Source organism: Deinococcus radiodurans R1 = ATCC 13939 = DSM 20539, from assembly GCF_000008565.1.
Taxonomy (GTDB): Bacteria; Deinococcota; Deinococci; order Deinococcales; family Deinococcaceae; genus Deinococcus; species Deinococcus radiodurans.
This window is the reverse complement of the sequence record NC_001263.1, coordinates 1079402-1102959: the sequence shown is the minus strand read 5'-3', so window position 1 is coordinate 1102959 and position 23558 is coordinate 1079402. Positions and strand designations below refer to the sequence as shown.

Annotated in this window: 26 protein-coding genes; 14 read left to right on the top strand and 12 right to left on the bottom strand. The window is 67.6% G+C overall.

Features of this window, described 5'->3' with window-relative positions:
• Positions 1-16: 16 nt before the first annotated feature.
• Both DR_RS05645 and DR_RS05640 read left to right on the top strand, forming a co-directional pair.
• Entirely contained in the window at positions 17-247 is a 231-nt protein-coding gene (locus DR_RS05645) for a hypothetical protein (RefSeq protein WP_010887738.1), read from the top strand.
• A gap of 102 nt (positions 248-349) precedes the next feature.
• The gene (locus tag DR_RS05640) at positions 350-631 is read left to right on the top strand and encodes a YiaA/YiaB family inner membrane protein (protein WP_034349694.1); all 282 of its coding nucleotides are present in this window, start codon (positions 350-352) and stop codon (positions 629-631) included.
• Between the two features lie 160 nt (positions 632-791).
• Here the strand turns inward: DR_RS05640 and trpS are convergent, their stop codons facing one another.
• Both trpS and DR_RS05630 read right to left on the bottom strand, forming a co-directional pair.
• Positions 792-1817, bottom strand: a complete 1026-nt coding sequence (gene trpS / locus DR_RS05635) for a tryptophan--tRNA ligase (protein WP_010887736.1) — start codon at positions 1815-1817, stop codon at positions 792-794.
• A 585-nt stretch (positions 1818-2402) separates the two neighbouring features.
• Complete coding sequence (locus DR_RS05630; RefSeq protein ID WP_034349604.1) at positions 2403-2897, bottom strand: hypothetical protein; 495 nt, start codon at positions 2895-2897, stop codon at positions 2403-2405.
• A 74-nt stretch (positions 2898-2971) separates the two neighbouring features.
• Here DR_RS05630 and DR_RS05625 point away from each other — a divergent pair, with 74 nt between their 5' ends.
• Positions 2972-3457 (top strand): hypothetical protein, encoded by a 486-nt coding sequence (locus tag DR_RS05625; protein WP_010887734.1) that lies wholly within the window; start codon positions 2972-2974, stop codon positions 3455-3457.
• Between the two features lie 236 nt (positions 3458-3693).
• On the opposite strand, the gene DR_RS05620 is transcribed toward DR_RS05625, so the two are convergent.
• Complete coding sequence (locus DR_RS05620) at positions 3694-4764, bottom strand: GGDEF domain-containing protein (RefSeq protein ID WP_010887733.1); 1071 nt, start codon at positions 4762-4764, stop codon at positions 3694-3696.
• A gap of 165 nt (positions 4765-4929) precedes the next feature.
• On the opposite strand from DR_RS05620, the gene recF reads away from it, so the two are divergent.
• From recF to fni, 3 genes are all read left to right on the top strand, one after another.
• Complete coding sequence (gene recF / locus DR_RS05615) at positions 4930-6009, top strand: DNA replication/repair protein RecF (RefSeq protein ID WP_010887732.1); 1080 nt, start codon at positions 4930-4932, stop codon at positions 6007-6009.
• Positions 6006-6872: a DciA family protein gene (locus DR_RS05610; RefSeq protein WP_010887731.1), complete on the top strand. Its 867-nt coding sequence runs from the start codon at positions 6006-6008 to the stop codon at positions 6870-6872. The genes recF and DR_RS05610 overlap by 4 nt, the downstream gene beginning before the upstream one ends.
• 128 nt (positions 6873-7000) lie before the next feature.
• The gene (fni, locus tag DR_RS05605; RefSeq protein ID WP_227086026.1) at positions 7001-7885 is read left to right on the top strand and encodes a type 2 isopentenyl-diphosphate Delta-isomerase; all 885 of its coding nucleotides are present in this window, start codon (positions 7001-7003) and stop codon (positions 7883-7885) included.
• 164 nt (positions 7886-8049) lie between these two features.
• Here fni and alr read toward each other — a convergent pair whose 3' ends face one another.
• Entirely contained in the window at positions 8050-9105 is a 1056-nt protein-coding gene (gene alr, locus DR_RS05600) for an alanine racemase (protein WP_027479629.1), read from the bottom strand.
• 46 nt (positions 9106-9151) lie between these two features.
• Between alr and DR_RS05595 the strand changes: the two genes are divergently transcribed.
• Positions 9152-9907, top strand: a complete 756-nt coding sequence (locus DR_RS05595) for a class I SAM-dependent methyltransferase (RefSeq protein WP_010887728.1) — start codon at positions 9152-9154, stop codon at positions 9905-9907.
• A 63-nt stretch (positions 9908-9970) separates the two neighbouring features.
• Here the strand turns inward: DR_RS05595 and scpA are convergent, their stop codons facing one another.
• Positions 9971-12106 (bottom strand): methylmalonyl-CoA mutase, encoded by a 2136-nt coding sequence (gene scpA, locus DR_RS05590; protein WP_010887727.1) that lies wholly within the window; start codon positions 12104-12106, stop codon positions 9971-9973.
• 98 nt (positions 12107-12204) lie between these two features.
• Between scpA and DR_RS05585 the strand changes: the two genes are divergently transcribed.
• Complete coding sequence (locus tag DR_RS05585; RefSeq protein WP_027479630.1) at positions 12205-12915, top strand: hypothetical protein; 711 nt, start codon at positions 12205-12207, stop codon at positions 12913-12915.
• A 50-nt stretch (positions 12916-12965) separates the two neighbouring features.
• On the opposite strand, the gene hpf is transcribed toward DR_RS05585, so the two are convergent.
• Complete coding sequence (gene hpf, locus DR_RS05580; protein ID WP_010887725.1) at positions 12966-13541, bottom strand: ribosome hibernation-promoting factor, HPF/YfiA family; 576 nt, start codon at positions 13539-13541, stop codon at positions 12966-12968.
• Between the two features lie 251 nt (positions 13542-13792).
• On the opposite strand from hpf, the gene DR_RS05575 reads away from it, so the two are divergent.
• The 3 genes from DR_RS05575 (at position 13793) to DR_RS05565 (ending at position 15545) form a co-directional block, all read left to right on the top strand.
• A complete protein-coding gene (locus tag DR_RS05575; protein ID WP_010887724.1) occupies positions 13793-14494 on the top strand; it encodes a TetR/AcrR family transcriptional regulator in 702 nt (233 codons plus the stop codon).
• Positions 14495-14551: 57 nt separating this feature from the next.
• Complete coding sequence (locus DR_RS05570) at positions 14552-15211, top strand: glycosyltransferase family 2 protein (RefSeq protein WP_010887723.1); 660 nt, start codon at positions 14552-14554, stop codon at positions 15209-15211.
• A 76-nt stretch (positions 15212-15287) separates the two neighbouring features.
• The gene (locus DR_RS05565; RefSeq protein ID WP_010887722.1) at positions 15288-15545 is read left to right on the top strand and encodes a hypothetical protein; all 258 of its coding nucleotides are present in this window, start codon (positions 15288-15290) and stop codon (positions 15543-15545) included.
• Here the strand turns inward: DR_RS05565 and DR_RS05560 are convergent.
• From DR_RS05560 to DR_RS05535, 6 genes are all read right to left on the bottom strand, one after another.
• The gene (locus DR_RS05560; protein WP_027479631.1) at positions 15527-16267 is read right to left on the bottom strand and encodes a class I SAM-dependent methyltransferase; all 741 of its coding nucleotides are present in this window, start codon (positions 16265-16267) and stop codon (positions 15527-15529) included. The two genes, DR_RS05565 and DR_RS05560, sit on opposite strands and share 19 nt — an antisense overlap.
• Before the next feature lie 155 nt (positions 16268-16422).
• Entirely contained in the window at positions 16423-17628 is a 1206-nt protein-coding gene (locus DR_RS05555) for a polysaccharide deacetylase family protein (RefSeq protein ID WP_010887720.1), read from the bottom strand.
• A complete protein-coding gene (locus DR_RS05550; RefSeq protein WP_034349606.1) occupies positions 17625-18806 on the bottom strand; it encodes an MGDG synthase family glycosyltransferase in 1182 nt (393 codons plus the stop codon). Before DR_RS05550 ends, DR_RS05555 begins: the two co-directional genes overlap by 4 nt.
• Positions 18803-19948: an LptF/LptG family permease gene (locus DR_RS05545; protein WP_027479632.1), complete on the bottom strand. Its 1146-nt coding sequence runs from the start codon at positions 19946-19948 to the stop codon at positions 18803-18805. The genes DR_RS05550 and DR_RS05545 overlap by 4 nt, the downstream gene beginning before the upstream one ends.
• Positions 19949-20159: 211 nt before the next feature.
• Positions 20160-20588 (bottom strand): 3-hydroxyacyl-ACP dehydratase FabZ, encoded by a 429-nt coding sequence (gene fabZ, locus DR_RS05540; protein WP_027479633.1) that lies wholly within the window; start codon positions 20586-20588, stop codon positions 20160-20162.
• Between the two features lie 310 nt (positions 20589-20898).
• Positions 20899-21264, bottom strand: a complete 366-nt coding sequence (locus DR_RS05535; protein ID WP_010887716.1) for a hypothetical protein — start codon at positions 21262-21264, stop codon at positions 20899-20901.
• A gap of 99 nt (positions 21265-21363) precedes the next feature.
• Here DR_RS05535 and DR_RS05530 point away from each other — a divergent pair, with 99 nt between their 5' ends.
• The 3 genes from DR_RS05530 to DR_RS05520 are packed head-to-tail and all read left to right on the top strand — an operon-like array spanning position 21364 to position 23483.
• On the top strand, positions 21364-22545 hold the full coding sequence (locus DR_RS05530) for a thiolase family protein (RefSeq protein ID WP_010887715.1): 1182 nt from the start codon (positions 21364-21366) through the stop codon (positions 22543-22545).
• 18 nt (positions 22546-22563) lie between these two features.
• Positions 22564-22881 carry a YciI family protein gene (locus DR_RS05525; RefSeq protein WP_010887714.1) on the top strand — a complete coding sequence of 106 codons (318 nt, stop codon included), beginning with the start codon at positions 22564-22566 and terminating at the stop codon, positions 22879-22881.
• Between the two features lie 2 nt (positions 22882-22883).
• Positions 22884-23483 carry a peptidase E gene (locus DR_RS05520; RefSeq protein WP_010887713.1) on the top strand — a complete coding sequence of 200 codons (600 nt, stop codon included), beginning with the start codon at positions 22884-22886 and terminating at the stop codon, positions 23481-23483.
• Positions 23484-23558: the final 75 nt, after the last annotated feature.

Sequence of the window (23558 nt, the reverse complement as noted above, 5' to 3'; positions counted from 1 at the left end):
GCGGCTTAGTGGTGGCATGAATGACCGTCCCCTCAGCTCTGGCGAACAGACCGCCATCATTCTGGCTGCCTTCGTCGTATCGCCACTGCTGCTGCTCGTGCTGTGGTTCTGGTGGCGCGACACGTCGCCGCAGCGGGCAAAGGGCGTGGCCGACATCGCCAAATGGTTCGTGCTCGCCTGGCTGATTCTGTTCGGTCTGATCCTGGCCAGCGGCCTGATCGCGCAGTTCAGTCGCCTCTGGAATTGAGAAGCTGTTTTTAGACTCCGTTCCCAGCACCCGGGCCTCCTGTTCGCCGCCGCCTACAATTCGCGTTACGTTCCCGCAGTTCCCCTTTTCGGAGGTGTGTTCATGACGCAGTACACGAATCCTGACGTGATCGGCGACTCTCCCGCGTGGCTCAGCTTCATCTGGATCGCGTTTGGCATCAGCCTCACGCTGATGATCATCGGCATCTACTACCTGCCGGTGGACTGGTGGATCAAGGGCTACTTGTACATGGGCACACTGTTTCTGACCGCCAGCACGCTGACCCTGAGCAAGAGCCTGCGTGACCGGCACGAGTACGAGCGGCTGGTCAACCGGGTCAAGAACGCCCGAACCGAGCAGGTTCTGAGCAAGTACGAGGGCTGATTCAGATTCCGATTGAATCCAAAACTACTGGATTCAATCCGAGCGGATGCGAGTAGGAAAAGATGTGGATTTTGCGGTATGCAAGCACAGGCGGTGCTTTCGCGCCTGGGCTGGAATAGAGCGAAATCCGTATAACCCGCCCGCTGCCCCCAGCCTCGCGTCAGTGCCCAAACAACCGCATCGCCCGCCGCACCTGCCCGAGCGTCTGCGCCGCCACCTCCCGGCCCCGCGCCGTGCCCTCCGTGACGAACCGGAGCACGGCGTCGGGGTCGCGCTCATACTCGGCGCGCCGCGTGCGGATGGGAGCCAGCACCCCGTTGAGCACGTCAATCAGGTGCTTTTTGACCTTCACGTCACCGAGGCCGCCCGCGCGGTACTGGTCTTTCAACGCCTGCACCCGCGCCGGATCGGGGTCGAAGGCGTCGAGGAAGGTGAAGACCGGATTGCCCTCCACCCGTCCGGGATCACTTGCCCGCAGGTGGCCAGGGTCGGTGTACATGCCCATGACCTTGCGCGCCACCTCGTCGGCAGAGTCGCCGAGCGCAATCGCGTTGCCGAGCGACTTGCTCATCTTGGCCTGCCCGTCGAGCCCCGGCAGACGCGGCACCCGGCTGAGCTGCGCCTGCGGCTCGGCGAGCACCGGGGCATACAGCGCATTGAAGCGCCGCACGATTTCGCGGGTCTGTTCGAGCATCGGCAACTGGTCGTCGCCCACCGGCACCAGCGTGGCCCCGAACGCGGCGATGTCGGCGGCCTGCGACACCGGATACACGAAAAACCCGGCAGGAACCCGCTCGCCGTAGCCCTTTTGCGCGATTTCGGCCTTGACGGTGGGGTTCTGGCGCAGGTGCGACACCGTGACCAGATTGAGGAAATAGACCGTCAGCTCGGCGAGTTCGGGCACCGCCGACTGCACCACGCAGGTCGTCTTCTGCGGGTCGAGCCCGGCGGCGAGGTAATCGAGCGCCACCGCCAGCACGTTCTCGCGCACCTGCTCGGGCCGGTCGAAGTGGTCGGTGAGCGCCTGCACGTCGGCAAGCAGCACGAACAGCTCGGCCTCGTCTTGCAAGCGCACCCGGTTTTGCAGCGACCCGGCGAGGTGCCCGAGGTGCAGCGCCCCGGTGGGCCGGTCCCCGGTCAGGACGCGGGGGCGGGCAGGTGTAGCGGCAGGGGTCGGGGTGGTCATGGTCGGAACCTCCAGATCAACGAAAGGCAACAGAAAAAGGCCGCGCCGGAAACGGGTCCGGGCGCGGCCTGACGGTCAGGCACAGGAGAAATCACCCGGCTAAGCGGGCCACCAGCTCTGTGCGGGGAAGGTCGGGGTCATGAGGGGAAGATAGAGGGAAGTGGGCGGGAGGGCGATAGGCCGAATGGCGGAGGGGTGGGAGGGAAAAAAGTTGGTCTGGGGGCCCCCTCTGCAAGCAGCTCTACGAGTCACCCCTTGCGGCGCAAGGCCCTCTCTGCTTCGCAGCTCTGCGAGTCCCGCAAGGTGAGAGGGTCAAAAAATGCTTTGGCTTCAGCTTTTTTCTACACCGCCCCACATAGAACCGTAAAACGCAGAACGCCAGGGCCGTCGGGCGCTGAAAGCCACGGGCCTCGCGTCCGTAAAAATCACGGGCGTCCAGACCATCCGCGCAACTGAAGAACACCGTCCGCCACGCGACATCACCGCCAGCCTCCTCAGCGAGCGTCAAAGCCCCTGTCCCCTCTGGGGATAGGGGTTTGGGGTTGGGGCCAAAAGCGAAAGCGAAAGCCTCAACCCGCCAGCCCCTCACCGCCCCACCACCCCCCGAGGGTCCGGCACCGTACACGTCTCCCCCACCCCATACCCGAGCGGCGCCAGATTATCCCCACACTGCGCCCGATACGCCCGCGCATACGCCTCGGCAAAGCCCTCGACCGCCGGGCGGTAATACTCGCCGTACACAACCCCCTGCGCCCCGATGCTTCCGTGCCCGTACTCCAGCACCGAGCCGTCCAGACAGTGCCCGACCTCATGCGCGAGCAGCAGCGTGCGCTGCCGGGGCGTGCCATTCAGGAAATAAGTGCGGTCCAACATCACCAGGCAGCCATGCCCGAGCGGAATCGTGCAGCCGACCAGCTTGGCCGAGCACACACCGAATTCCTGACGGGGCACCAGCCGCACCTCCCCCTGCGTCTCCCCGAGGCGAAAGGTCCAGCCCTCCGCACCGAGCACGCGCGGCGAGCACGCGGGCAGCAGGGCGAGAGGCAACGCGGCGAGCGCGGGCAGCAGGCGGCGGAACATAGGCACAGTGTCGCACCCCGGCCCCCGCCACTCGGCGGATGCACCGGGCGGGGCAGCGGGGCTAGTCTGGGCGCATGAAAGCCTTCGCGCCCGGACAACGCTGGACCTACCGCACCCGCCCCGGTGAGGAGACTTCGACGCTGCTCGTGCTGGGCCGTGACCAGAGCGCGGCGGGGCAGGTGGCCGTAAGCATCCGCATCGAGGACATCACCCTGCGCCCGCCCATCGGGGGCGTCGTGACTGACCTGATGCACGCGCCCATCGAGGAAACGGCGCTGGAGCAGAGTGTCACCGAGCTGCTGCAAGAGGGCCTGCCGCTCCCCGGCGACCTCGGCAGCTACGAGGACTGGCGCCTGGCCTTCGAGAAGGGCGACGCTGGGGCCTTCGACCTGCCGCTGGCTGACACCCTGGACCTGATTGACCGCGCCGCCGAGCACCAACCGCCGTCGCTGGAGCACCCGCTGTTTCGCAAGGCCAACGTGCGAATCATCGCGTCTTTCGGAGACGAGGAGGAGGAGCCGCAGCCCGTCCGTGGACAGGGCCGGGGGGGGCAGGCCTGAAGCCCCGTTCTCCGCCTGGCGGCCTCATACGGTTTTAAATTGAGTCCCTGACATGTCCGGGGGCAATTTCGCGCGGAGCGCATGAAAAAAATACGGTTTTAAGGAGATGGACGGGCATCCGGAAAGGCGCCGGATGCCCGTCCATCTCCTTAAAACCGTATCAGCAGTTCGTCCTGCCCCGTGTGCCGCACCCGCTTCGCTCGCCCAAAAGACAGAGGGGGCTTTTTGCCGGAGCTCTAGGCTTCAGGCGGCTGCTCCAGCGGCCAGACCCGCACCTGGTTGCGTCCGGCGGTCTTGGCGGCGTAGAGCGCTTGGTCGGCCTCAAGAAAACACGTGTCCAGCGGCGCCGCGCCGCGCCGGGTCACTCCTATGGACACGGTCAGCGGGTGGCCTGCCAGTGCGGTGAAGGAGGTGTGTTCGACCGCTTGCCGCAGACGTTCGGCCAGCAGTTCGGGCGCAGCGTTGCCGGGTGAGCGGAAAATCACCGCGAACTCTTCCCCGCCGTAGCGGTACGCCTGGTCGTGGCTGCGCAGGCGGCCCTTCAGGACCCCCCCGAGCTGGGTCAGCACCTCGTCGCCCGCCGCGTGGCCGTAGGTGTCGTTGATTTTCTTGAAGTGGTCGATGTCGACCAGGCACAGCAGGTCGCCTACGTCCATCCGGACGAAGTCCAGATCGAACTGCCGCCGGTTGGGCAGGTCCGAGAGCGCGTCCTGGTGCGCCTGCTGCTCATAGGTCGCGATGAGAGAGAGCAGCCTGTAGCGGTTGCGCTGAATGCCCAGACTGACCAGAAAGCCCGCGTAGGTCACCACCAGCAGCGGCAGGTAGACGGTGAGCAGGGCCGCCGGATCGCCCCGCAGGACCGGAATCAGAATGCCGTTGGGCATGAACACCAGCAGCAGGCGCCACCACAGCGAGCGCCAGTCCAGTCTGGGCGCGGACAGGTCGACCGAGCGGTGCAGCAGGCCGCCCAGCAACACCACCCCCACGGCGCTGAACACTGCACTCCAGGTTCCGACCCCACCCAGATGAAAGCGGTAGAGCAGCAGCGGAATCAGGGCCAGCAGCCCCGCCCACACGCCCTTGCGGAGGGCCAGGTAGGCGATTGGCACCGCCCGCATGTCGATGATGACGCCCGGCGCCACCTCCGCCGGATAGAGCATTAGGACAACCGCCATCACTGCCAGCAGCAACAGCCGCGGCACATGAATGGCCGTGGCGGTGATGTCTTCCGCACTCTTGTACGTCAGACTCAGCAGATACATCATGGTGGTCAACAGACAGAAGTTGATGATGAGGGTCAGCAGCATAGAGGCAGCTCCTTTCTCCAGAAAGCAAAGGAACTTTAAGGAAAATACCCTTTCGAAACTCGCACCCGGCTTTCGCAGCGGCCTTCACGTTCAGGGCAAGCGCCCGGCCCACCCCACCCCTGCAAGCTCCCGCCTTACAGTCCCCTGGTCCGCGCCGCCCCTACAATGGGGGATGTGCGTCTCTCGGCCCTGTCTACCCTGAATTACCGGAATCTTGCGCCTGGGACGCTGAATTTCCCGGAAGGCGTGACCGGGATTTATGGGGAGAACGGAGCTGGCAAGACCAACCTGCTCGAGGCCGCCTACCTCGCGCTGACCGGACAGACCGACGCGCCGCGTATCGAGCAACTGATTCAAGCGGGCGAGACCGAGGCGTATGTGCGGGCCGATTTGCAGCAGGGCGGCAGCCTCAGCATTCAGGAAGTGGGGCTGGGGCGCGGGCGGCGGCAACTGAAGGTGGACGGCGTGCGCGCCCGGACCGGCGACCTGCCGCGCGGCGGAGCGGTGTGGATTCGCCCGGAAGACAGCGAACTGGTGTTCGGGCCGCCCTCGGGACGCCGGGCGTATCTGGACTCGCTGCTCTCGCGCCTCAGCGCCCGCTACGGCGAACAACTCTCGCGCTACGAGCGTACGGTGTCGCAGCGCAACGCGGCCCTGCGCGGCGGCGAGGAATGGGCGATGCACGTCTGGGACGACGTCCTGCTCAAGCTCGGCACCGAAATCATGCTGTTTCGTCGCCGGGCGCTCACGCGGCTCGACGAACTGGCGCGCGAGGCGAACGCCCAGCTCGGCAGCCGCAAGACGCTCGCGCTTACGCTGACCGAGAGCACCTCGCCCGAAACCTACGCCGCCGACCTGCGGGGCCGCCGCGCCGAGGAATTGGCACGCGGCTCCACCGTCACCGGCCCGCACCGCGACGACCTGCTGCTCACCCTGGGCGACTTTCCAGCGAGCGACTATGCCAGCCGGGGCGAAGGCCGCACTGTCGCGCTCGCGCTGCGCCGCGCCGAACTCGAACTGCTGCGCGAGAAATTCGGCGAAGACCCCGTTTTGCTCCTCGACGACTTCACCGCCGAACTCGACCCCCACCGCCGCCAGTACCTGCTCGACCTCGCCGCCAGCGTGCCGCAGGCCATCGTGACCGGCACCGAACTCGCTCCCGGCGCGGCGCTGACGTTGCGGGCGCAGGCGGGGCGCTTTACTCCAGTGGCAGATGAGGAGATGCAAGCGGAGGGCACGGCGTGACCCGCTCCCGGCGCAGTGGCCCGCTCGACATGTCGACCCTGATGGGCGCCACGCTCGGCAAGGGCAAGCTCGGCTACGGCGTGCAGCGGGCGCGGGCGCTGCTGCTGTGGCCGCAGGCGGTGGGGCCCGAGATTGCGCGCATGACGCGGCCCCGCTCGGTGCAGGGCGGCACGCTGTTCGTGGAAGTGCGCGACAGCGCGGCGGCGCACCACTTGACCATGCAGCGCCATCACTTCCTCAAGCGACTCAACGAACTGCTCGGCGCCGGGCAGGAGGTCAGCGAACTGCGTTTCTCGGTCGGCCACATTCGCCCGCCGCCCGACGCGCCCCGCGCCGCCCCGCTGCCCGCTCCGGACCGGGCCCGCGCCCGCGCGCTGGTGCAGGAGATGAGCGACCCGCAGGTGCAGCAAGCCGCGCTCAAGGCGGCGGAGGCGATGACCCGTGCCCGGCGCTGGCGCGAGGAACAGGGCTGGCGTCCCTGCCCGGTGTGCGGCGAGCCGACGAAGGAGCAGCCCTGCCGCGACTGCGTGCTGACGCTCGACGACCCGCTGGTGCGCCGCGCCGCCCGGCTCTTGCAGCGCGAGCCCGAGCACCTCGGCGGCGTGCGCGAGAGACTCGGCGACAGCGGCGCGAACGGGGCCAAATATCTGGCGCTGCGGCACCTCGCCGAGCAGCTCGACGTGCTCGCCCTGGAATGCGCCCGCAGCGGCGGCGACGAGGGCTACGTGGTTTTCCTGAAAGCGCAGGCCGAAGTGTATCTGTGCCTCAAGCTCGGCAAGGCCCGCTCCGCGCTGCGCCGCCCCGACCGCTTGCACCTTCCCGAAAAAGCGCGGCAGGTGCTCAGCGCCGGAACGAACCCGTGAGCTCTGACCCCACAGGCCGCCCCATCGAAACGCGCAAGCTGCGGCACCTCGAAGCCTGCCTGCGGCCCGAAAGCCAGTACCAGAAGGTCAAGACCGGGCTCGACAGCGTGCCCTGACCCTACCGCGCGCTGCCGGAAAGCAATCTGGAGGAGATGCGGCTGGACACTGTGTTTCTGGGCCGCCGCCTGAAAGCCCCGGTGCTCATCGGCGCCATGACTGGCGGGGCCGAGAAAGCGGGCGTCATCAACCGCAACCTCGCCACCGCCGCCCGTAACCTCGGCCTGGGGATGATGCTCGGCTCGCAGCGGGTCATGCTGGAACACCCCGACGCCTGGGAATCGTTCAACGTGCGCGAGGTGGCTCCCGAGATTCTGCTCATCGGCAACCTCGGCGCGGCGCAGTTTATGCTCGGGTACGGAGCCGAGCAGGCCCGGCGCGCGGTGGACGAGGTGATGGCCGACGCGCTCGCCATTCACCTCAACCCGCTGCAAGAAGCCCTGCAACGCGGCGGCGACACCCGCTGGCAGGGCGTGACTTACCGGCTCAAACAGGTGGCGCGCGAACTGGATTTCCCCGTCATCATCAAGGAAGTCGGGCACGGGCTGGACGCGGCGACGCTGCGGGCCCTCGCCGACGGCCCCTTTGCCGCCTACGACGTGGCGGGCGCGGGAGGCACGAGCTGGGCGCGGGTCGAACAACTCGTCGCGCACGGGCAGGTGCACTCCCCCGACCTCTGCGAACTCGGAGTGCCCACCGCGCAGGCGCTCCGGCAAGCGCGCAAAACGCTGCCGGGGGCGCAGCTCATCGCTTCCGGCGGCATCCGCAGCGGTCTGGATGCTGCCCGCGCCCTGTCGCTGGGGGCCGAGGTGGTGGCGGTGGCCCGGCCCCTGCTGGAGCCCGCGCTGGACAGCAGTGAGGCGGCGGAAGCGTGGCTGCGGAACTTTATTCAGGAATTACGGGTGGCGCTGTTCGTGGGCGGCTACCGGGACGTGCGGGAGGTGCGGGGGGGGTAAAGGGACCCCTCTGCAAGCAGCTCTACGAGTCACCCCAAGCTTTCGCAAGGCCCCCTGCTTCGCAGCTCTTCGAGTCTCCCCTTGGTAGAGGGTCGGAGACGAAAAAGCCCTCTCCTATGGGGAGAGGGAGGGAGCCGCGCAGCGGCRGAAGGGTGAGGGGCCCTTCACCCCACCCGCCGCTCCACCCGGCTCCCCAGCCCCGTCAGCACCTCATATTCAATGGTGTCACCCCAGCGGGCCACGTCCGTCACGCTGAGGTCGCCTTCGCCCCACAGCTCGGCCCAGTCGCCGACCCCCACGTCCAGCCCGGTCACGTCCACCATCATCTGGTCCATGCAGATGCGGCCCAGCACCGGGCGCCGCTCGCCGCCGATGAGGACTGCGGCGCGGCCCGTCGCGTTGCGGGGGTAGCCGTCGGCGTAGCCCATGCCGACCACCGCCACCCCCGTTTCGCGCTCCGCCCGCCACAGGGCGCCGTAGCTGACGGTTTCGCCGGGGTAGGCAGTATGCAGCTGGTTGACCCGCGCGCGCACCGTCATCACCGGGCGCAGGGCACAGACGTGGCGCAGGTGCTCGGGAACGTAGCCGTAGGCCGCCAAACCGGGCCGGGCGAGGCTCATCCCCTCAATGCGCCCGAAGCTGAGGACGCCGCCCCCGTTGGCGCAGTGGGCGAGGACGGGCGGCAAGGCGTCCAGCACGCTGCGGAAGCGGACCAACTGGGTCAGGGCAAAGGACAGGTCAGGCTCGTCCGCCGTGGCGAAATGGGTGTAGACCCCCTCCAGTTGCCCGCGCTCCGCCAGTGCCCGGCCCACCGCCACCGCGTCGGCAGGCCGCGCCCCGAGGCGATTCATGCCGGTGTCCACCTTCAGGTGCGCCTGCGCGTGGGCGGGCAGCGCCTCCACCTCGGCGAGCGTGCTGACCGGCAACCGCACACCGAGGTCAGCGAGCGCCCCGAGCTCCTCCGGCGCGGGCGGCGTGAGCAGCAGCAGCGGCTTGCCGAGGTCGAGGCGGGCGAGCGTTTCGGCCTCCTGCGGCGTCGCCACCGCCAGTCCCCACACGTCGGGGTGCGCCGCCGCCAGCCGCCCGACAAGTTCCATGCCGTGTCCGTAGGCGTCGGCCTTGACGGGCAGCAGCAGCCGGGTGCCGCTGCGCTGCGCGAGGGCGCTCAGGTTGTGGTCAAGGGCAGCGGCGGAAATGTGGGCGACGGCGCGGGGCAGCATGGGAAAGAGGATAGGACCGGGAAAGGAAAACTGCGAATATACCCGCATGTCTGCCAACCCCGACCGTTTTCTGGGCCGCGCCGAGGTCTACGCGGCGGCCCGCCCGGACTACCCGCCCGCGCTGGGCAACGAACTGGCACGGCGCGGCCTGCTGCGCGGACAGGTGGCCGACCTCGGCGCTGGCACCGGGCTGTTTACCCGGCTGCTGCTGCAACGTGGCGCGCAGGTCATCGCGGTGGAGCCCAATCCCGAGATGCGGGAGCAACTGCTGCGCGCCCTCGCGGCTGAGGTGACGCGTGGGCAATTGCGTGTGCAGAGCGGCACGGCGGAGGCCACCGGGCTGCCAGGCAGCAGCGTGGACCTCCTGACCGCTGCGCAGGCCGCGCACTGGTTCGACCCGGCTCCCACTCGCCGCGAGTTTCAGCGGGTGCTGCGCCCCGGCGGGCAGGTGCTGTTCGTCTGGAACGACTGGCGGGAAGCTGACGGGCCTTTCAACGAGGCCTACGGCGCCGTCGTCGCCCACTTTTCCCCCGAGGAAGGCCGCGTTCGGACCCGCGTGCCGCGTGATGAGCTGGCGCAGTGGTTCAGCGGCGCCCCAGAAGAACTCAGCTTCGATCACCCGCTCACCTTCACCCGCGAGCGGCTGCACGCGCTGGCCGGCAGCGTGAGTTACCTCCCCGCGCCGGGCAGCGAGCGCTTTCCGGAACTGCTTGCCCGGCTCGACCAGGCCTTTGACCGCCAAGCCCGGCAAGACACGGTGGAGCTGACCTACCGCACCTTCGCTTTCCTGGGCCGGGTGTAAACGGCACCCCTCTCAAATGTAGAGGCGGCCAGCCCGCAAGCCAGCCGCCCCACGAAATTCAGCTCACTTCCTGAGCAGGTCGAGCACGTCGCGTGCCGACGACATGATGGGCGTGCCGGGGCCGAAGATGCCCGCCGCGCCCGCTTCACGCAGGGCCGGGTAGTCCTGCTGCGGAATCACGCCGCCGACGACGACCAGAATGTCGCCTGCGCCCTCGGCCCGCAGCGCCTGAATGAGCTGCGGCACCAGCGTCTTGTGGCCCGCCGCCTGACTGGAGACACCGACCACGTGCACGTCGTTTTCCACCGCCTGCCGCGCGGCTTCCTCGGGGGTCTGGAAAAGCGGGCCCACGTCCACGTCAAAGCCCAGGTCGGCAAAGCCGGTGGCAATCACCTTGGCGCCCCGGTCGTGGCCGTCTTGCCCCATCTTGACCACCAGAATGCGCGGGCGGCGGCCCTCGGCTTCGGCGAAAGCGTCAATGTCGCGTTGCAGGGCCGAGAAGTCCTCGTCGCCCTCATAGCCCGCCGCGTAGACGCCCGACAGCGTCCGCACCTCGGCGCTGTGGCGGCCCCAGACTTTTTCCAGCGCGTCACTGACTTCGCCCAGCGTGCAGCGCACTTTCATGGCTTCTACGCTCAGGGCGAGCAGGTTGCCCTGGCCGGTCTTCGCACACTCGGTCAGCGCGCTGAGTGCCGCTTGCACCGCCTCTCCGTCGCGTTCCCCGCGCAGTTTGTTCAGGCGGGCAATCTGCGACTCGCGCACGGCGGCGTTGTCGATGTCGAGCACGTCCACTGGAGTTTCAGCGGTCGGGCGGTACTTGTTCACGCCGACAATCACGTCCTCGCCCCGGTCGATACGGGCCTGTTTGCGGGCCGCCGATTCCTCGATGCGGAGCTTGGGCACGCCCGACTCGATGGCCTTCGCCATGCCGCCCAAGCTCTCCACCTCGCGCATCAGTTCGCGGGCCTTTTCGGCGAGGTCGTGGGTCAGCCGCTCCATCAGGTACGAGCCGCCCCAGGGGTCGACTACCTGCGGAATGCCGGTTTCTTCCTGAATGATGAGCTGCGTGTTGCGGGCAATCCGGGCGGAAAAGTCGGTGGGCAGGCCAATCGCCTCGTCAAAGGAGTTGGTGTGGAGGCTCTGCGTGCCGCCGAACACCGCCGCCATCGCCTCCACCGCCGTGCGAACGACGTTGTTGTAGGGGTCCTGCTCAGTCAGCGACCAGCCGGAGGTCTGGCAGTGGGTCCGCAGCGCCCGGCTCATGGGATTTTTCGGGCTGAACTGCGCCATAATTTCGTCCCACAGCAAGCGGGCGGCGCGCAGCTTGGCGACTTCGGTGTAGAAGTTCATCCCGATGGCAAAGAAAAAGCTCAGCCGGGGCGCGAAGGCGTCCACGTCCAGCCCCTTGCCGAGCGCGGCGCGGACATATTCCAGGCCGTCGGAGAGCGTGTAGGCGAGTTCGAGCGCGGCGTTCGCCCCGGCCTCCTGCAAGTGGTAGCCGGAGATGGAAATCGAGTTGAAGCGCGGCATGTTCTGCGCCGTGTACTCGATGATGTCGGCAATAATCCGCATGGACGGCTCAGGCGGATAGATGTAGGTGTTGCGGACCATGAACTCTTTGAGAATGTCGTTCTGGATGGTGCCCGACAGCTCTTCGAGTTTGGCACCCTGTTCCAGCCCCACCACGATGTACCCGGCGAGGATGGGCAGCACCGCGCCGTTCATGGTCATGGAGACGGACATTTCGTTCAGCGGAATGCCGTCGAACAGAATCTTCATGTCCTCAACGGAGTCAATCGCCACGCCCGCCTTGCCCACGTCGCCCACCACGCGGGGGTGGTCGGAGTCGTAGCCCCGGTGGGTGGCGAGGTCGAAGGCGACGGACAGGCCCTTTTGCCCGGCGGCGAGGTTACGGCGGTAAAAGGCGTTGGATTCCTCGGCGGTCGAAAAGCCCGCGTACTGCCGGATGGTCCAGGGGCGGGCGGCGTACATGGTGGCACGCGGGCCGCGGGTGTAGGGCGGCAGGCCGGGCAGGGTGTCGGTGTTCAGCCCCGCGGTATCGGCGCGAGTGTAAAGCGGTTTGAGGGTCAGGCCCTCGGGCGTTTCGCGATTGAGCGTGTCCGGCTCGGCCCCTTTCAGGTCCTTGCGGGCCACGGCTTTCCACGCGCTCAGGTCGGTCATGGCGCTCGGGTCAGTCATGGTTGGGGTCCTCCGTTGGAGCTATTTTGCCACGCTGGAACCGAACGAGCGTTCGCATGTCCTCATCAGGCGTGTCGAGCGCGGTGGCAGGGCGGCCTATGCTGAAGAGCCGCCTCCTGCCGCTGGCTTTGCTGCTGTTGCTGTGTGGCTGCCAGCCCCGGCCACAGGCGGCGGCGGACCCCCTTGACCGCTGCCTCGCGTATCAGGATGCCATGGACGGCCTGCGCTTGCCCGTGCAGGTGGACCGCGCCAAATGGCCGGGCCCACCGGAAGCCTGCCAGCCCCCTGTCCTGACGGTCACGGGCACCGCCAGCGCGGCAGACCTCGAAAAGGCGCTGGGCTTTCGCGCCCGGATTCAGGTGCAGGGACCGCCCGACTTGCCACCCGCATCCCGGCAAGACCAGCCAGCGCACCTCGGAGCGTTGCGGGCTCAGGTCCGGGTGCCCCCAGCGGCGGTCACGGGCAGGGCGGCGAGCATCGCGGTGGAGCTGCACAACTCGGGGCCGCTGCCCCTCCGGGGCGTCTGGGGCCTGAACACGGTGGAGTACGAGCTGCTGACTCCTCGCGGCGAAGTCGTGCGCTTTGGCCCGCAAGGCAGTGGACTGCTGGCAGGCCTGAGCCTCGACTGCCCGGCGGCGAGCTTGTGCACGGGCGGCATCACTTTTGACCTGCCGCTCAACCGATTCAACCCGGCGTTGCCCCTCTCCCCTGGCCGCTATGCCCTGCGCGTGCGACTGCGTGACTTGGAAGTGGACGGCCAAACGTTCAGCGCCACCCTGCCCGATGTGGCGCTGACGGTCATCCGCTGAGTTGCACCCTAAAACCCCCGACACGGACTGAGGGCGAGTTGGGCTCTGGCTCAGCTCGAGCCGATTAGGCCGTAGTGCCCGTCACGGCGGCGGTAGACCACGCCGGTCTGGCCTTGCAGGTCCTGAAAGACGTAGAAGTCGTGCCCGAGGGCTTCCATCTGCACCACGGCGTCCTCGGCGGACATCGGGCGCAGTTCGAAGCGCTTCTGGCGCACGATTTCGGGGTGAAATTCGGACACGTCGTCCATTGCTGCGCCGCTGCCCTGGGCATTGACCTCGGCCTCGGCGGGGCCGGGCAGGGGCTCGGGGCGGCCTTCCTGGCGCTGCTTCATGTAGCGGGTCTTGAATTTGCGCAGCTGGCGTTCCAGCACGTCACTGGCCTTGTCGATGGCCGCGTACATATCGGCGTGGTGCTCCTCGGCACGAATGATGCCGCCGGGCACATTGAGCTGCACTTCCACCCGGTTGCGCCGCTCGTTGTTGCGCACGTCACGCACGGTCAGGGTCACGCGGGCGTCGGTGATCTGGTCGGTGTACCGGTCGAGGCGCGAGAGCTTTTCTTCCACGTACTCGCGCATGGGTTCGGTGACTTCGACGTTGCGGCCAGAGAGCTGATAAATCTGCACAGTTCACGCTCCTTCGCGCCGGAAAGACCTCAGAAATGGTGTGCGGTTTTCCGGTGCCCGCACTCTAGCCCCTGCGTCAGCCGGGCGTCAGGGAAAAGGCTCACAGCGCCCGCCCGTCCTGGCGAGCTATGCTTCAGGACGGGTCAGAAAAATCTAAAGTCAGGCACGTTTCCCGAACCAGACCACCGCCCCAGCGCTGCTGACAGCCTTGAACATTCCCCCACGTGGGCCTGGCCTACACTGGACGCGACATGAAGGTGGATCGGCAGGAACAGGACGAGGCGCGGCGCACCCGCATCGCACGGGCAGCCTTCGAGCTGTTTGCCCGCACCGGGCTCGACAGCGTGAGCGCGCAGGACATCGCCCGCGCCGCTTTTGTGAGCCGCACCAACCTGTACCGCTACTTTCCCAGCAAGACGCACATGCTGCTCGCGCATTTCGAGCGCACGGTGGGCGAGACGCGCGCCGAGGCCCTGCGGCGCCTGAGCAGCGGCGCCAACCCGCAGGTCGTGTGGCAACTCGTGACCACGCGCATGGCCGACCTCGGCGTTCGCTACCGGCATCTGGCGGGCGCGGTGGGGCAAGCGGTGCTGGGCCGCAGCCGCCCCGCCGAGGGCACCCCGAGCGGCCCGGTACCGCAGGAACTGCAAACGGCGCAGACGCTGGTGAGCCTCGTCGAGCCGGTCCTGAGCGCCATGCGGCAACAGGGCAAGCTGCGGCCCGACGCCGACACCCGGTTTCTGGCCGCGCTGCTGGTGGACGCCTGCCTGATGTCGCTGCTGCACGGCGGGCACCGCAACCAGCGCGAGGTGCTCGGCGACTGGCAGGACCGCTTTTCGCTGCTGATGCACGGGGCACTGGCCCCTAACGCCCCTGCCCTGCCGCCCGACGGCCAGCGGCCCCCGGCAAGCTCCGACGAGCCGCCCACGCCACCCTTGTCCGAGTCTCGCTGAGAAAGACATGAGGGCCCCCGCGTCGCCTGGGCGAGTCATCGCATAGCATGGAGCCCGATGAGCGCAGTCCCCACCCGACAGCAGCCGACCGTGGCCGTCGTGATTCCGGCTTTCAATGAAGAGGAGACCGTGGGCGACGTGGTCCGCGCCGCCCTGACCCTGACGCCCGAGGTGGTGGTGGCCTCCGACGGCAGCGCCGACGCCACCGCGCAGGTCGCCCGCACGGCGGGGGCGCGGGTGGTCGAGCTGCTGGAAAACGCGGGCAAGGGGCCAGCCCTCGCCGCCGCGCTTCAGGCCACCGACGCCGAGTACGTGGTGATGCTCGACGGCGACCTTCAGGGCCTGACCCGCGAACACCTCGACGTGCTGCTGCGCCCGGTGCTGGACGGCGAACTCGACATGACCATCGGCATCTTCGCGGGCGGGGGCTTCGCGTCGGATTTCGGCAACAAGATGACCCCGCAGCTCAGCGGGCAGCGCGCCTGCCGCCGCGACTGGCTGCTCGGCGTGCCCCGCCTCGCCGCCGAGCGCTGGCCCGAACCCGCCATCACCTCGCACCTGAAAGCCACCGACGCCCGCTGGGCCTATGTGGAACTGCCGCAGGTCGCGCAGGTGCTCAAGGAAACCAAGCGCGGCTTCTGGAGCGGTGTCAAGGCCCGCAGCAAGATGTACGGGCAACTGCTGACCTTCTGGGTGCGTAAGCGCAAGGATGACTGACAGGCGGGGAGTCAGGAAACAGCCGAATGGGCTTTTGCTCTCCCCCGCTCCTCCGGCAATGCTCTAGCGTCGGCTCATGAAGCTGACTGAAGACCAGGGCGCCCACATCACCCTCGACATCACCCGCGATGAACTGACGGTGCTGGCGGGCGGACTGCTCACGGCACTCGACCTGCTCACCCGCGCCGACGCCGCCGAGGACCTGCGGCTGCACCTCGAAGCCGAATTTCATGGCCGCGTCGGAGTCAGCCGCGCCTCGGCCACGGCGCTGCTGACCGAGCTGGTGGGCATTATTCAGGCCGGAGAAGACGCAGCTCAGGCGCCCCTGGCCTGAAAGACCATCACCTCGCTCGTTTCCACCAGTGGGCCGCCCTGAAAGCTGCCGGTGACGCGCGGCGCCTCGAACCCGGCGCAGCGCAGCAACCATTCCATTTCGAAGCGCGTGTAGTAGCGCTGCGTCAGCGTGTGATGCGCCCGGCGCAGGGCACCGTCCGGGGCCGTCGTGTCGGCAAAATACTCGGTGGTGATGACCTGCCGGGGCGCATCGTGGCGCTGGAGGAGAAACAGGTCGGTGCGCGAGCCGTCCGGCACGTGAAAGGTTTCGCCCTCGTGCCGCAGCGTGTTCATGGCTCCGAAGTGGGGGACGTAGAGGTCAAAGACGAATTGTCCGCCCGGCGCAAGGTGGGCGCGAATATTTTGCAGCGCCGCGAGTTGCTCGGCGGGCGTGTAGAGGTGCATCAGCGCGTTGAACGGCGCGATGATGAGGCCAAAGCGCTCGTCCGAGGCGAAGGTCTGCGCCGTCGCCTGCACGAGCTCCAGCGTCAGCCCCTCGCGCGCCGCCCGCGCCTGCGCCCCGACAATCATCTCGCCGCTCGGTTCCACGCCGAGGACCGCTGCGCCGCGCCGGGTCAGAAAGGCGGTCACGCGCCCAGTGCCCGCACCAATTTCCAGCACCCGGCCCCCAGCACGCTCGGCCAGCCCCGCGTAGAAGTGCAGGTCGTCGCGGTAGCTGTCGTACTGCTGGTCGTAGATGGGGGCGAGGTCGTCGTAATTCACTGGGGGAGGATAAGGGGTCAAGGAGTCGAAGCAAAGCCGTCCCTTGCTCCCCCACTCATAGAGCATTTGACCGAGAAAGCCCCCCTCACCCCTGCCTTCGGCAGGCCCTCTCCCACAAGGGTAGAGGGTCAGAAGACCAACTGCCCGCAATAGACCTACGACCCATATAACGCCAAAAACTCCTCCCGCGTCAGCACGCTGAGCCTTGGGGCCTTGGCGTTCGGGTCGTTGCCGTAGGCGCGGCGCAGCACGTTGGCCCAGCGACGCAGGCGGCGGGCGTCGGCGGCGGGCAGGTCGTGGTTTTCGAAGCCCAGCAGCCCCAGCAGCGGCGACACCGCCGAGAGGCAGAACACGTACCCCACGTCGGCGTATTCGGGTCGCGTCTGTAATTCGCGGGCCACCACCCGGAAGTCCTCGCGCCGGGCCTGCCGGACCGAGGCGCGGGGGCCGAGGTCCACCAGAATGGGGTTGTTGACGTGAAATTCGAGTGCCGGGGCGCCGTGCGGGATGGGCGTACCATCTGCCAGCCGCGCGCCTTCCAGCGGAAACGGCACCCGGGCGATGCGAAAGAGGTTGTCGGCCCGCCCGCCCGCGAAGTGGATGTGGCCGAGGCGGTCGAATACCGCGTCCAGCGCCAGAAACCCACGCCGCTTGAGGCCCGGCCAGTCCTGCGGCGCCGCGCCGCCCAGTTCGGCCAGCGTGACCGAGCGGTAGCCCCGCGCCTTCAGGTCAGCGAGCAGCGACGGCAGCAGCGGCACCGTCACCCGCGCCCCCGGCCCCGCGTCGTGCAGGACGATGACCGCGCCGGGAACGAGCAGCGCGGCGAGGCGTTCGCGCACCGTGTCCGGGATGGACTCCGGGTGCCAGTCGCAGCCCTCGATGCTCCAGTGGGCGCCGCGCACCCCGGCGAGCCGCTGTCCCAGCCAAGTGCTCAGCGTGTAAGCGCCGTGTGGCGGGCGATGAAAGCGAACGGGACGCCCCGTCATGGCTCCCACCGCGCGCACGGCCCGCAGGGGGTCGAGCGCAGCGCCCCAGGGCGTGCGAATCCAGGCGTGGACGTGCTTGTCGGCGTGGGCCTCCACCTCGTGTCCCTCTTCCAGCATCTGCCGAATCAGGTCAGGGTGCGCCTGTGCTTTCCCTGCGATGACGAAGAAGGTCGCGTGCATGTCCGCCTCGCGCAGAGCGGCCAGCACCGCCGGGGTCGTCTGCGGGTCGGGGCCGTCGTCGAAAGTGAGCGCCACCTCGCGGCGGGCGCGCCGCCCCTCGCGGACGAGGCCGAGGTTGCCGACCTGCACGAGGAGGTAAGGCAGGCCGATATACAGCGCGGCTCCCAGCAGCAGCCCGCGCACACCGCGTTTCATGCCGGTCCCCTACTGTCTCCCAGTTCATCTCCCAGACCATCGCCCAGCCGCCGCAGGATGGCCCCCGCCACCCGGTCTGCCGCGTCGGGAATGCCCACCGCCCGCGCTCCGGCGCTCAGGCGGGCGTGTTCGGCGGGGTCGAGGGCGCGCAGCACCAGCGGACGCACGTCGTGGCGCGCTCTGGCCCACAGCCCGGCACCGTGGCGTTCCAGAAAGTCGGCGTTGTGTTCTTCCTGACCAGGAATCGGCGCGTAGATGACGAGCGGCACGCCGAGAGCCGTCGCCTCGGCCACCGTCAGGCCGCCCGCCTTGCCGACCACGAGGTCGGAGGCCGCCAGCAAGCGGGGCAGGTCGCGCCGGAAGCCGAGGTGATGCACCGTCGCCCCGCCGATGGTTTCGGTGCCTTCGCCCTGCCTCGAGGCGGGCACGAGCACCTGCACTGCGCGGCCCAGGTTGCCGAGTTCGGTCAGCACGTCCGCCGCCGCCGCGTAGTGGCCCCGGCCCCCACCCGAGAGCAATAGCAGCGGCACGCCGGGGCGCAGGCTCATTTCGCTGAACAGTTCGGCCCGCAGCGCCCAGCGGTCGGCGGCGAGCACCTCACGGAAGGCCGGGGAAATGGGAATGCCCGTCACCTCCACCTGCTCGGGCCGCACGCCGCGCTCCAGCATTTGCCGCCGCGTTTCCTCCGAGGCCACCATCAGCAGGTCGGTCTCGCGCCGCGCCCAGTGCAGGTGCGCCCGGTAGTCGGTGACGATGAGGCAGTTCAGAAAGCGCTGCCCGGTCTGCGCGCGCAGGGTGTCGCACACGGCGGCGGGCGCCCAGAAGCTGTTGATGACGACTTCGGGCCGCAGCTCGCGCAGTTCGTCCTTGAAGGCCCCCATGCCCAGCCAGGTGAACATGCGGCTGATGATGTTCCAGGGCTGGTCCTGGTCGGTAAGCCAGTAAAAGCCCCGGTAGAGCCACGGCGCGTAGCGCAGTTCAAACTCGTAGAGGTCCACCGTGAAACTGCGCTCAAAGGTGCTGAGGTACTCCACCGAGTCGTGCTCGGCGCCGAGCAGCTCCACGCCGCGCTCGGCGAACGCCTGTTTGACCGCCTGCTGCGCCTGGTCGTGCCCGGCCCCCAGCGACACCGACATGAACAGTGCGCGCAGGGTGCGCCCCGTTTCCCCACCGCTCATGCACGCCTCAGCAGCCACAGGCCGCCCAGCGCGAAGACGATGTTGGCGAGCCACACGCCGAGTTCCGGCAGCCCCGGCAGCAGCCCCGCGAGCGTCAGGCCCACGCTGAACAGCAGGTAGTACGCCACCGCGATGACGAGCGCGACCCCCAGACTCACCCCCAGCGTGCGCCCGAAGCGCAGGGCAAAGGGCAGCGCGGCGAGCACCAGCACCAGATTGGCGAAGGGCAGCGCCAGCTTGCGGTTGAGGTTGACCCGCGCCGCGTCACGCTCGGACTGCGGCACTCCCGGCGCGGTCAGCTTGGTGATGAGCTCCGGCCAGCCCTCCGCGTCGGCCCCAATCGCGTCGGCGTACTGCGCCAGCGTCTGCTTGCGCGAGAGGCCGGTGTCGAGGTTGAGCGCCGCGTTCCTGTCCTCCGGCACCTGCACCAGCGGAAAGACTTTTTGCACCGCCTCGCGGAAGGCCGCCGGGTCGTTGTCGGCCACCCCCGAGAGCGCCGCCGCCGCCGCGTAGTCTACCCGGTAGACCTGATAGCCGGTCAGCGAAAGCTGGTTGCCTTCAAATTTGCCCGCGTCGGCAAACACGACCATGCCCTGACGGAAATTGTCCTTGTCCCACTTTTCCACCCGCACGCCCTGCATCTGGCGGGCTCCTGCGTCGTAGCCCTGCATGGCGAGGGTCAGGCCCTGCCCCAGGTCCACCGTTTTGCCCACGAGCTGTGAGAGGCCGGCGCCGGTCAGGGCGTCCCAGTACAGCCCGCGCGTCTCCACGTTGGCGCGGGGCGCGACCCAGAGGCTCAGCCACACGCTCAGCGCCGTGACGAGCAGCCCGACCACCGCCGCCGGACGCGTGACCCGTCCCAGGCCGATGCCCCCCGCCTGCACCGCCACGAGTTCGCGCTCGGTGTTCATGCGTCCGAAGGCCACCACTGTCATCAGAACCACCGCCATCGGCAGCACCTTGACCAACGTGTCGGGGAGCTGGTAGCCGATCCAGCGGGCGATGAGCGACACCGGCACCCCGCTGAGCCACTGACTGGAAATGAAGAAGTAACCGAAGCTCAGAATGGCCGTGAACAGCAGTGTCCCCGCCAGCAGCGGCGGCAACAGCTCGCGGGTGACATACCGGGTCAGGCGCGTCACAGGGTCGCCGCCAGCGGGCAGAGGGTCAGAAAGGAACAACGCACGGGTTCAGGGTAACAGTGTCAGGGAGAGGGGGTTTGGGGCGGGGGCAGAAGACCCCTCACCCCTTTGCTCTGCAAAGGCCCTCTCCCCTGGGTAGAGGGTCAAAAGACGACAAAGCCCTTCCCTAGGGCGATAGGAACTCGCAGAGCTGCGCCGCAAAGGGGTCTTCTCAGCCCTTCGCCACTGCAAACAGAATCTGCATCTCCGCCGCCACTTCGCCGTCTACCTCGGCGCGGCAGGTGGTTTTGCCCAGGCCCCGGCGCAGAAATTCCAGTTTGGCGTGCAGGTGCAGTTGGTCGCCGGGAATCACCTTGCGCTTGAAGCGGGCGCCCTCGATGCCCGCCAGATAGCCGATCTGGCCCGGTTCCATCTGCCCGTGCAGGCAAAACATGCTCGCCTGCGCCAGTGCCTCGGTAATCAGCACGCCGGGCATGACGGGCTCGGTGGGAAAGTGCCCCATGAAAAACGGCTCGTTGATGGTGACGTTTTTCAGCGCATGGACTTCGCCATTTTCCGTGCTGAACACGCGGTCCACCAGCACGAAGGGATAACGGTGGGGCAGGGCCTTCAGAACGTCCCGAATCAGCAGAGGGGTCATGAGGGACATGGTAAGGCCCGACCTCAGCCCTGCGGCGGCGCGGGCTCCAGTGCGGGCTCGGGTTCTAAATATCTGGGTTCCGGACGGCGCAGCGTCGCCAGCGCGAGGGCGCGTGCTTGCCAGCAGCATCAGCGCCAGCCCGCGCGCGAAGCCGTTCGGGCCAGGGCCGCCGAGCGTCACGCTGCCGAGCGAACGCAGCCACAGCGGGCCGCTGCCGCCCAGCACGGCAAACACGCCGAGCGCGAGGGCCGCGAGCAGCAGACCGGTGAGGAGCAGGAGAACGGAGGGAAGCCAGCGCATCGGAGGCATTCTAAGCGTCTGAACCACTCCTACAGGTTCCGATTCCGCAGCGGGTGTCGTAGATGATTTTAAGGAGTTGTTCCCGACTGGCACGCGGAAACAGGTCAGTCTGCTGAAGAATGAGCCGTTCCATCTCGGCCCGGTCACCGCGCAGTTTCAGCAGAACCCGAGGCTCCCAGACAACTCTTTGACCCCGGCGAACAGGCGTGGTTTTCCCCGATGAACGATCAAAAACAGCCTGCACCGCCGGGTCGAGCCAGCGGACTCTGCGTGGGGCCAGAGGTTGCGTTTCCTGCGGCGGCCTTTTCGGGCGCGACAACAGCATGAGCCCCAGCAGAAGCACCGAAAGGCCCACGATGAGGAGCAGGGTGGTCATTGCCGCACCGTAGAGGGCAGGTCATCACAAGCGCCTCACCGGAGCCGTCTCACACCGTATGCCTAACGCTCGTTAGTCTCGCCGCGCTAGACTTTCCGCATGTCAAAAGCAGTGATCGTGGCGGCCTCGCGCACGCCGACGGGCAAGTTTCTGGGGGCGCTGACTGACGTGCCGGCGGTGGAACTCGGCGCCATCACCCTGCGCGAAACCCTGCGGCGTTCGGGGATGCCCGCCGAACTGGTCGAAGAAGTCATCATGGGCCAAGTGGTGCAGGCGGGCTGCGGCCAGAACCCGGCGCGGCAGGCGGCGCTGCGGGCGGGCGTGTCGCACGAAGCAGGCGCCCTGACCATTAACAAAGTGTGTGGCTCTGGGCTGAAAGCTGTGATGCTGGCGGCCCAGAGTATCCGCGCGGGCGACCAGCAGGCCGTGCTGGCGGGCGGCATGGAGTCCATGAGCAACGCACCGCACCTGCTGCCGGGCGCGCGCAAGGGCTACCGCCTGGGGCACGCGACGGTGCTGGACGCCAACACCCACGACGGCCTGTGGTGCTCCATCAACGACGAGGGCATGGGCCTGACCGGCGAGCGGGTGGCCGAGAAGTACAGCATCGGGCGTGAGGAGCAGGACGCCTACGCGACCGGCAGCCACCGCAAAGCCGTTGCCGCCGCGCAGGGCGGGCTGTTCAAGGACGAAATCGTGCCGGTGACGATCAAGGGCCGCAAGGGTGACGTGATCGTGGACACCGACGAAGGCCCCCGCGCCGATACCAGCGAGGAAACGCTTGGCAAGCTGAAGCCCGCTTTCAAGAAAGACGGCTCGGTCACGGCGGGCAATGCTCCCGGCCTCAACGACGGCGCGGCCTCGCTGCTGGTCGTGAGTGAAGAACTGGCGCAGGCGCACGAGCTGACGCCGCTGGCCGAAATCGTGGACTACGCCTCGGGCGGCCTCGCGCCGGAATGGGTGATGATGACGCCGGTGCCGGCTACCCAGAAGCTGCTAAAGAAGATGAACATCCAGGCCGGGGACGTGGACCTCTGGGAACTGAACGAGGCCTTCAGCGTGCAGAGCCTCGCGGTGGCGCGCGAACTGGGCCTGGACGCTGAGCGCGTGAACGTCAATGGCGGTGCGGTGGCGCTGGGGCACCCCATCGGCGCAAGCGGGGCGCGCATCCTGGTGACGCTGCTCTCCGCCCTCAAACAGCAGGATAAGGAACTCGGCGTGGCGACACTGTGCATGGGCGGCGGCAACGGGCTGGCGCTGGCCGTGCGCCGCCTCGGGTAAAGGGATTAGGCTGAGCGTATGAGCGAAACTCCTACCCTCTGGGTCGTCCACAGCACCTACCTCAAGACCGGCGACGAGCTGAACGCCACCACGCCGAAGCACCGCGAATGGCTCGACCAGCACTACCGCAGCGGCGTGTTCCTGACCAGCGGGCGTAAGCTCGATGGCACCGGCGGCGTCCTGATTTGCCGGGCCGACAGCGAGCAGGAGTTGCGCGACCTGTTCCGCGACGACCCCTTCGTGCAGGGCGGTTTTGCCGAGTACGCATACATGCCGTTCACCCCGGTCAAGCGTGGCCGGGCGCTGGACTTGGACGGCGTGCCGCTGGTGGAGTAACCATGCGACTTCTGCTGACTTCCTTCCAGCATCCGTCTATGGCGCAGTTCATCGGGGGCAAACGGGTAGCGTACATCCCGGATGCCGCCCGTTCCTATGCAGACGCGCCCTTCGTGCAAAAAGAGCGGGAGGGCCTGGAGAAACAAGGGCTGGAGCTGATCAACCTGCCCCTGTCACACACTGATCTGGCCGCAGTCGAAACGACCCTGAATGCTGTAGATGGGGTCTACGTCGCTGGAGGAGAAACCTTCGACCTCTTGCAAGTCCTCAGATCAACGGGGTCGGACAAAGTCATCACCCGGCGCGTCCGGCAGGGGCTGCCTTATATCGGTTGCAGCGCCGGCTCCGTCGTTGCTGGACCAACCATTGAAGCAGTCAGCTTGATGGATTCTCCAGATATAGCGCCGGATTTAAAAGACTACACCGGTCTGGGCCTGACAGAGTTGGCGGTCATTCCCCACGCCTCGGGCAGCATTTCTCAGTTCCCCATTGAAACCATTGCTGACACGGTCCGGACGTATGGGGAACGCTGGCCTCTGTGTCTTCTGCGGGATGGTCAGGCGCTCTGGATAGAAGACGGAGAAGTCAGGTTGCTGAATTGACGAAAGGGCACAACACATTCTTTTGAATGGAGCGATACGAATGAACTTCGGAGTCATCGGAAAAGGGCGGACGGC

What these genes read in the sequence shown, in the direction of transcription:
- DR_RS05575 (WP_010887724.1), top strand. Translation starts at nt 13,793, where the DNA reads ATGAAGGTGGATCGGCAGGAACAGGACGAGGCGCGGCGCACCCGCATC.
- DR_RS05555 (WP_010887720.1), bottom strand. Translation starts at nt 17,628, where the DNA reads ATGAAACGCGGTGTGCGCGGGCTGCTGCTGGGAGCCGCGCTGTATATC.
- DR_RS05550 (WP_034349606.1), bottom strand. Translation starts at nt 18,806, where the DNA reads ATGAGCGGTGGGGAAACGGGGCGCACCCTGCGCGCACTGTTCATGTCG.
- DR_RS05585 (WP_027479630.1), top strand. Translation starts at nt 12,205, where the DNA reads ATGCTGAAGAGCCGCCTCCTGCCGCTGGCTTTGCTGCTGTTGCTGTGT.
- DR_RS05645 (WP_010887738.1), top strand. Translation starts at nt 17, where the DNA reads ATGAATGACCGTCCCCTCAGCTCTGGCGAACAGACCGCCATCATTCTG.
- recF (WP_010887732.1), top strand. Translation starts at nt 4,930, where the DNA reads ATGGGGGATGTGCGTCTCTCGGCCCTGTCTACCCTGAATTACCGGAAT.
- DR_RS05530 (WP_010887715.1), top strand. Translation starts at nt 21,364, where the DNA reads ATGTCAAAAGCAGTGATCGTGGCGGCCTCGCGCACGCCGACGGGCAAG.
- DR_RS05595 (WP_010887728.1), top strand. Translation starts at nt 9,152, where the DNA reads ATGTCTGCCAACCCCGACCGTTTTCTGGGCCGCGCCGAGGTCTACGCG.
- DR_RS05520 (WP_010887713.1), top strand. Translation starts at nt 22,884, where the DNA reads ATGCGACTTCTGCTGACTTCCTTCCAGCATCCGTCTATGGCGCAGTTC.
- fabZ (WP_027479633.1), bottom strand. Translation starts at nt 20,588, where the DNA reads ATGACCCCTCTGCTGATTCGGGACGTTCTGAAGGCCCTGCCCCACCGT.
- DR_RS05565 (WP_010887722.1), top strand. Translation starts at nt 15,288, where the DNA reads ATGAAGCTGACTGAAGACCAGGGCGCCCACATCACCCTCGACATCACC.
- DR_RS05525 (WP_010887714.1), top strand. Translation starts at nt 22,564, where the DNA reads ATGAGCGAAACTCCTACCCTCTGGGTCGTCCACAGCACCTACCTCAAG.
- trpS (WP_010887736.1), bottom strand. Translation starts at nt 1,817, where the DNA reads ATGACCACCCCGACCCCTGCCGCTACACCTGCCCGCCCCCGCGTCCTG.
- DR_RS05570 (WP_010887723.1), top strand. Translation starts at nt 14,552, where the DNA reads ATGAGCGCAGTCCCCACCCGACAGCAGCCGACCGTGGCCGTCGTGATT.
- scpA (WP_010887727.1), bottom strand. Translation starts at nt 12,106, where the DNA reads ATGACTGACCCGAGCGCCATGACCGACCTGAGCGCGTGGAAAGCCGTG.
- DR_RS05640 (WP_034349694.1), top strand. Translation starts at nt 350, where the DNA reads ATGACGCAGTACACGAATCCTGACGTGATCGGCGACTCTCCCGCGTGG.
- DR_RS05535 (WP_010887716.1), bottom strand. Translation starts at nt 21,264, where the DNA reads ATGACCACCCTGCTCCTCATCGTGGGCCTTTCGGTGCTTCTGCTGGGG.
- DR_RS05625 (WP_010887734.1), top strand. Translation starts at nt 2,972, where the DNA reads ATGAAAGCCTTCGCGCCCGGACAACGCTGGACCTACCGCACCCGCCCC.
- DR_RS05620 (WP_010887733.1), bottom strand. Translation starts at nt 4,764, where the DNA reads ATGCTGCTGACCCTCATCATCAACTTCTGTCTGTTGACCACCATGATG.
- alr (WP_027479629.1), bottom strand. Translation starts at nt 9,105, where the DNA reads ATGCTGCCCCGCGCCGTCGCCCACATTTCCGCCGCTGCCCTTGACCAC.
- DR_RS05630 (WP_034349604.1), bottom strand. Translation starts at nt 2,897, where the DNA reads ATGTTCCGCCGCCTGCTGCCCGCGCTCGCCGCGTTGCCTCTCGCCCTG.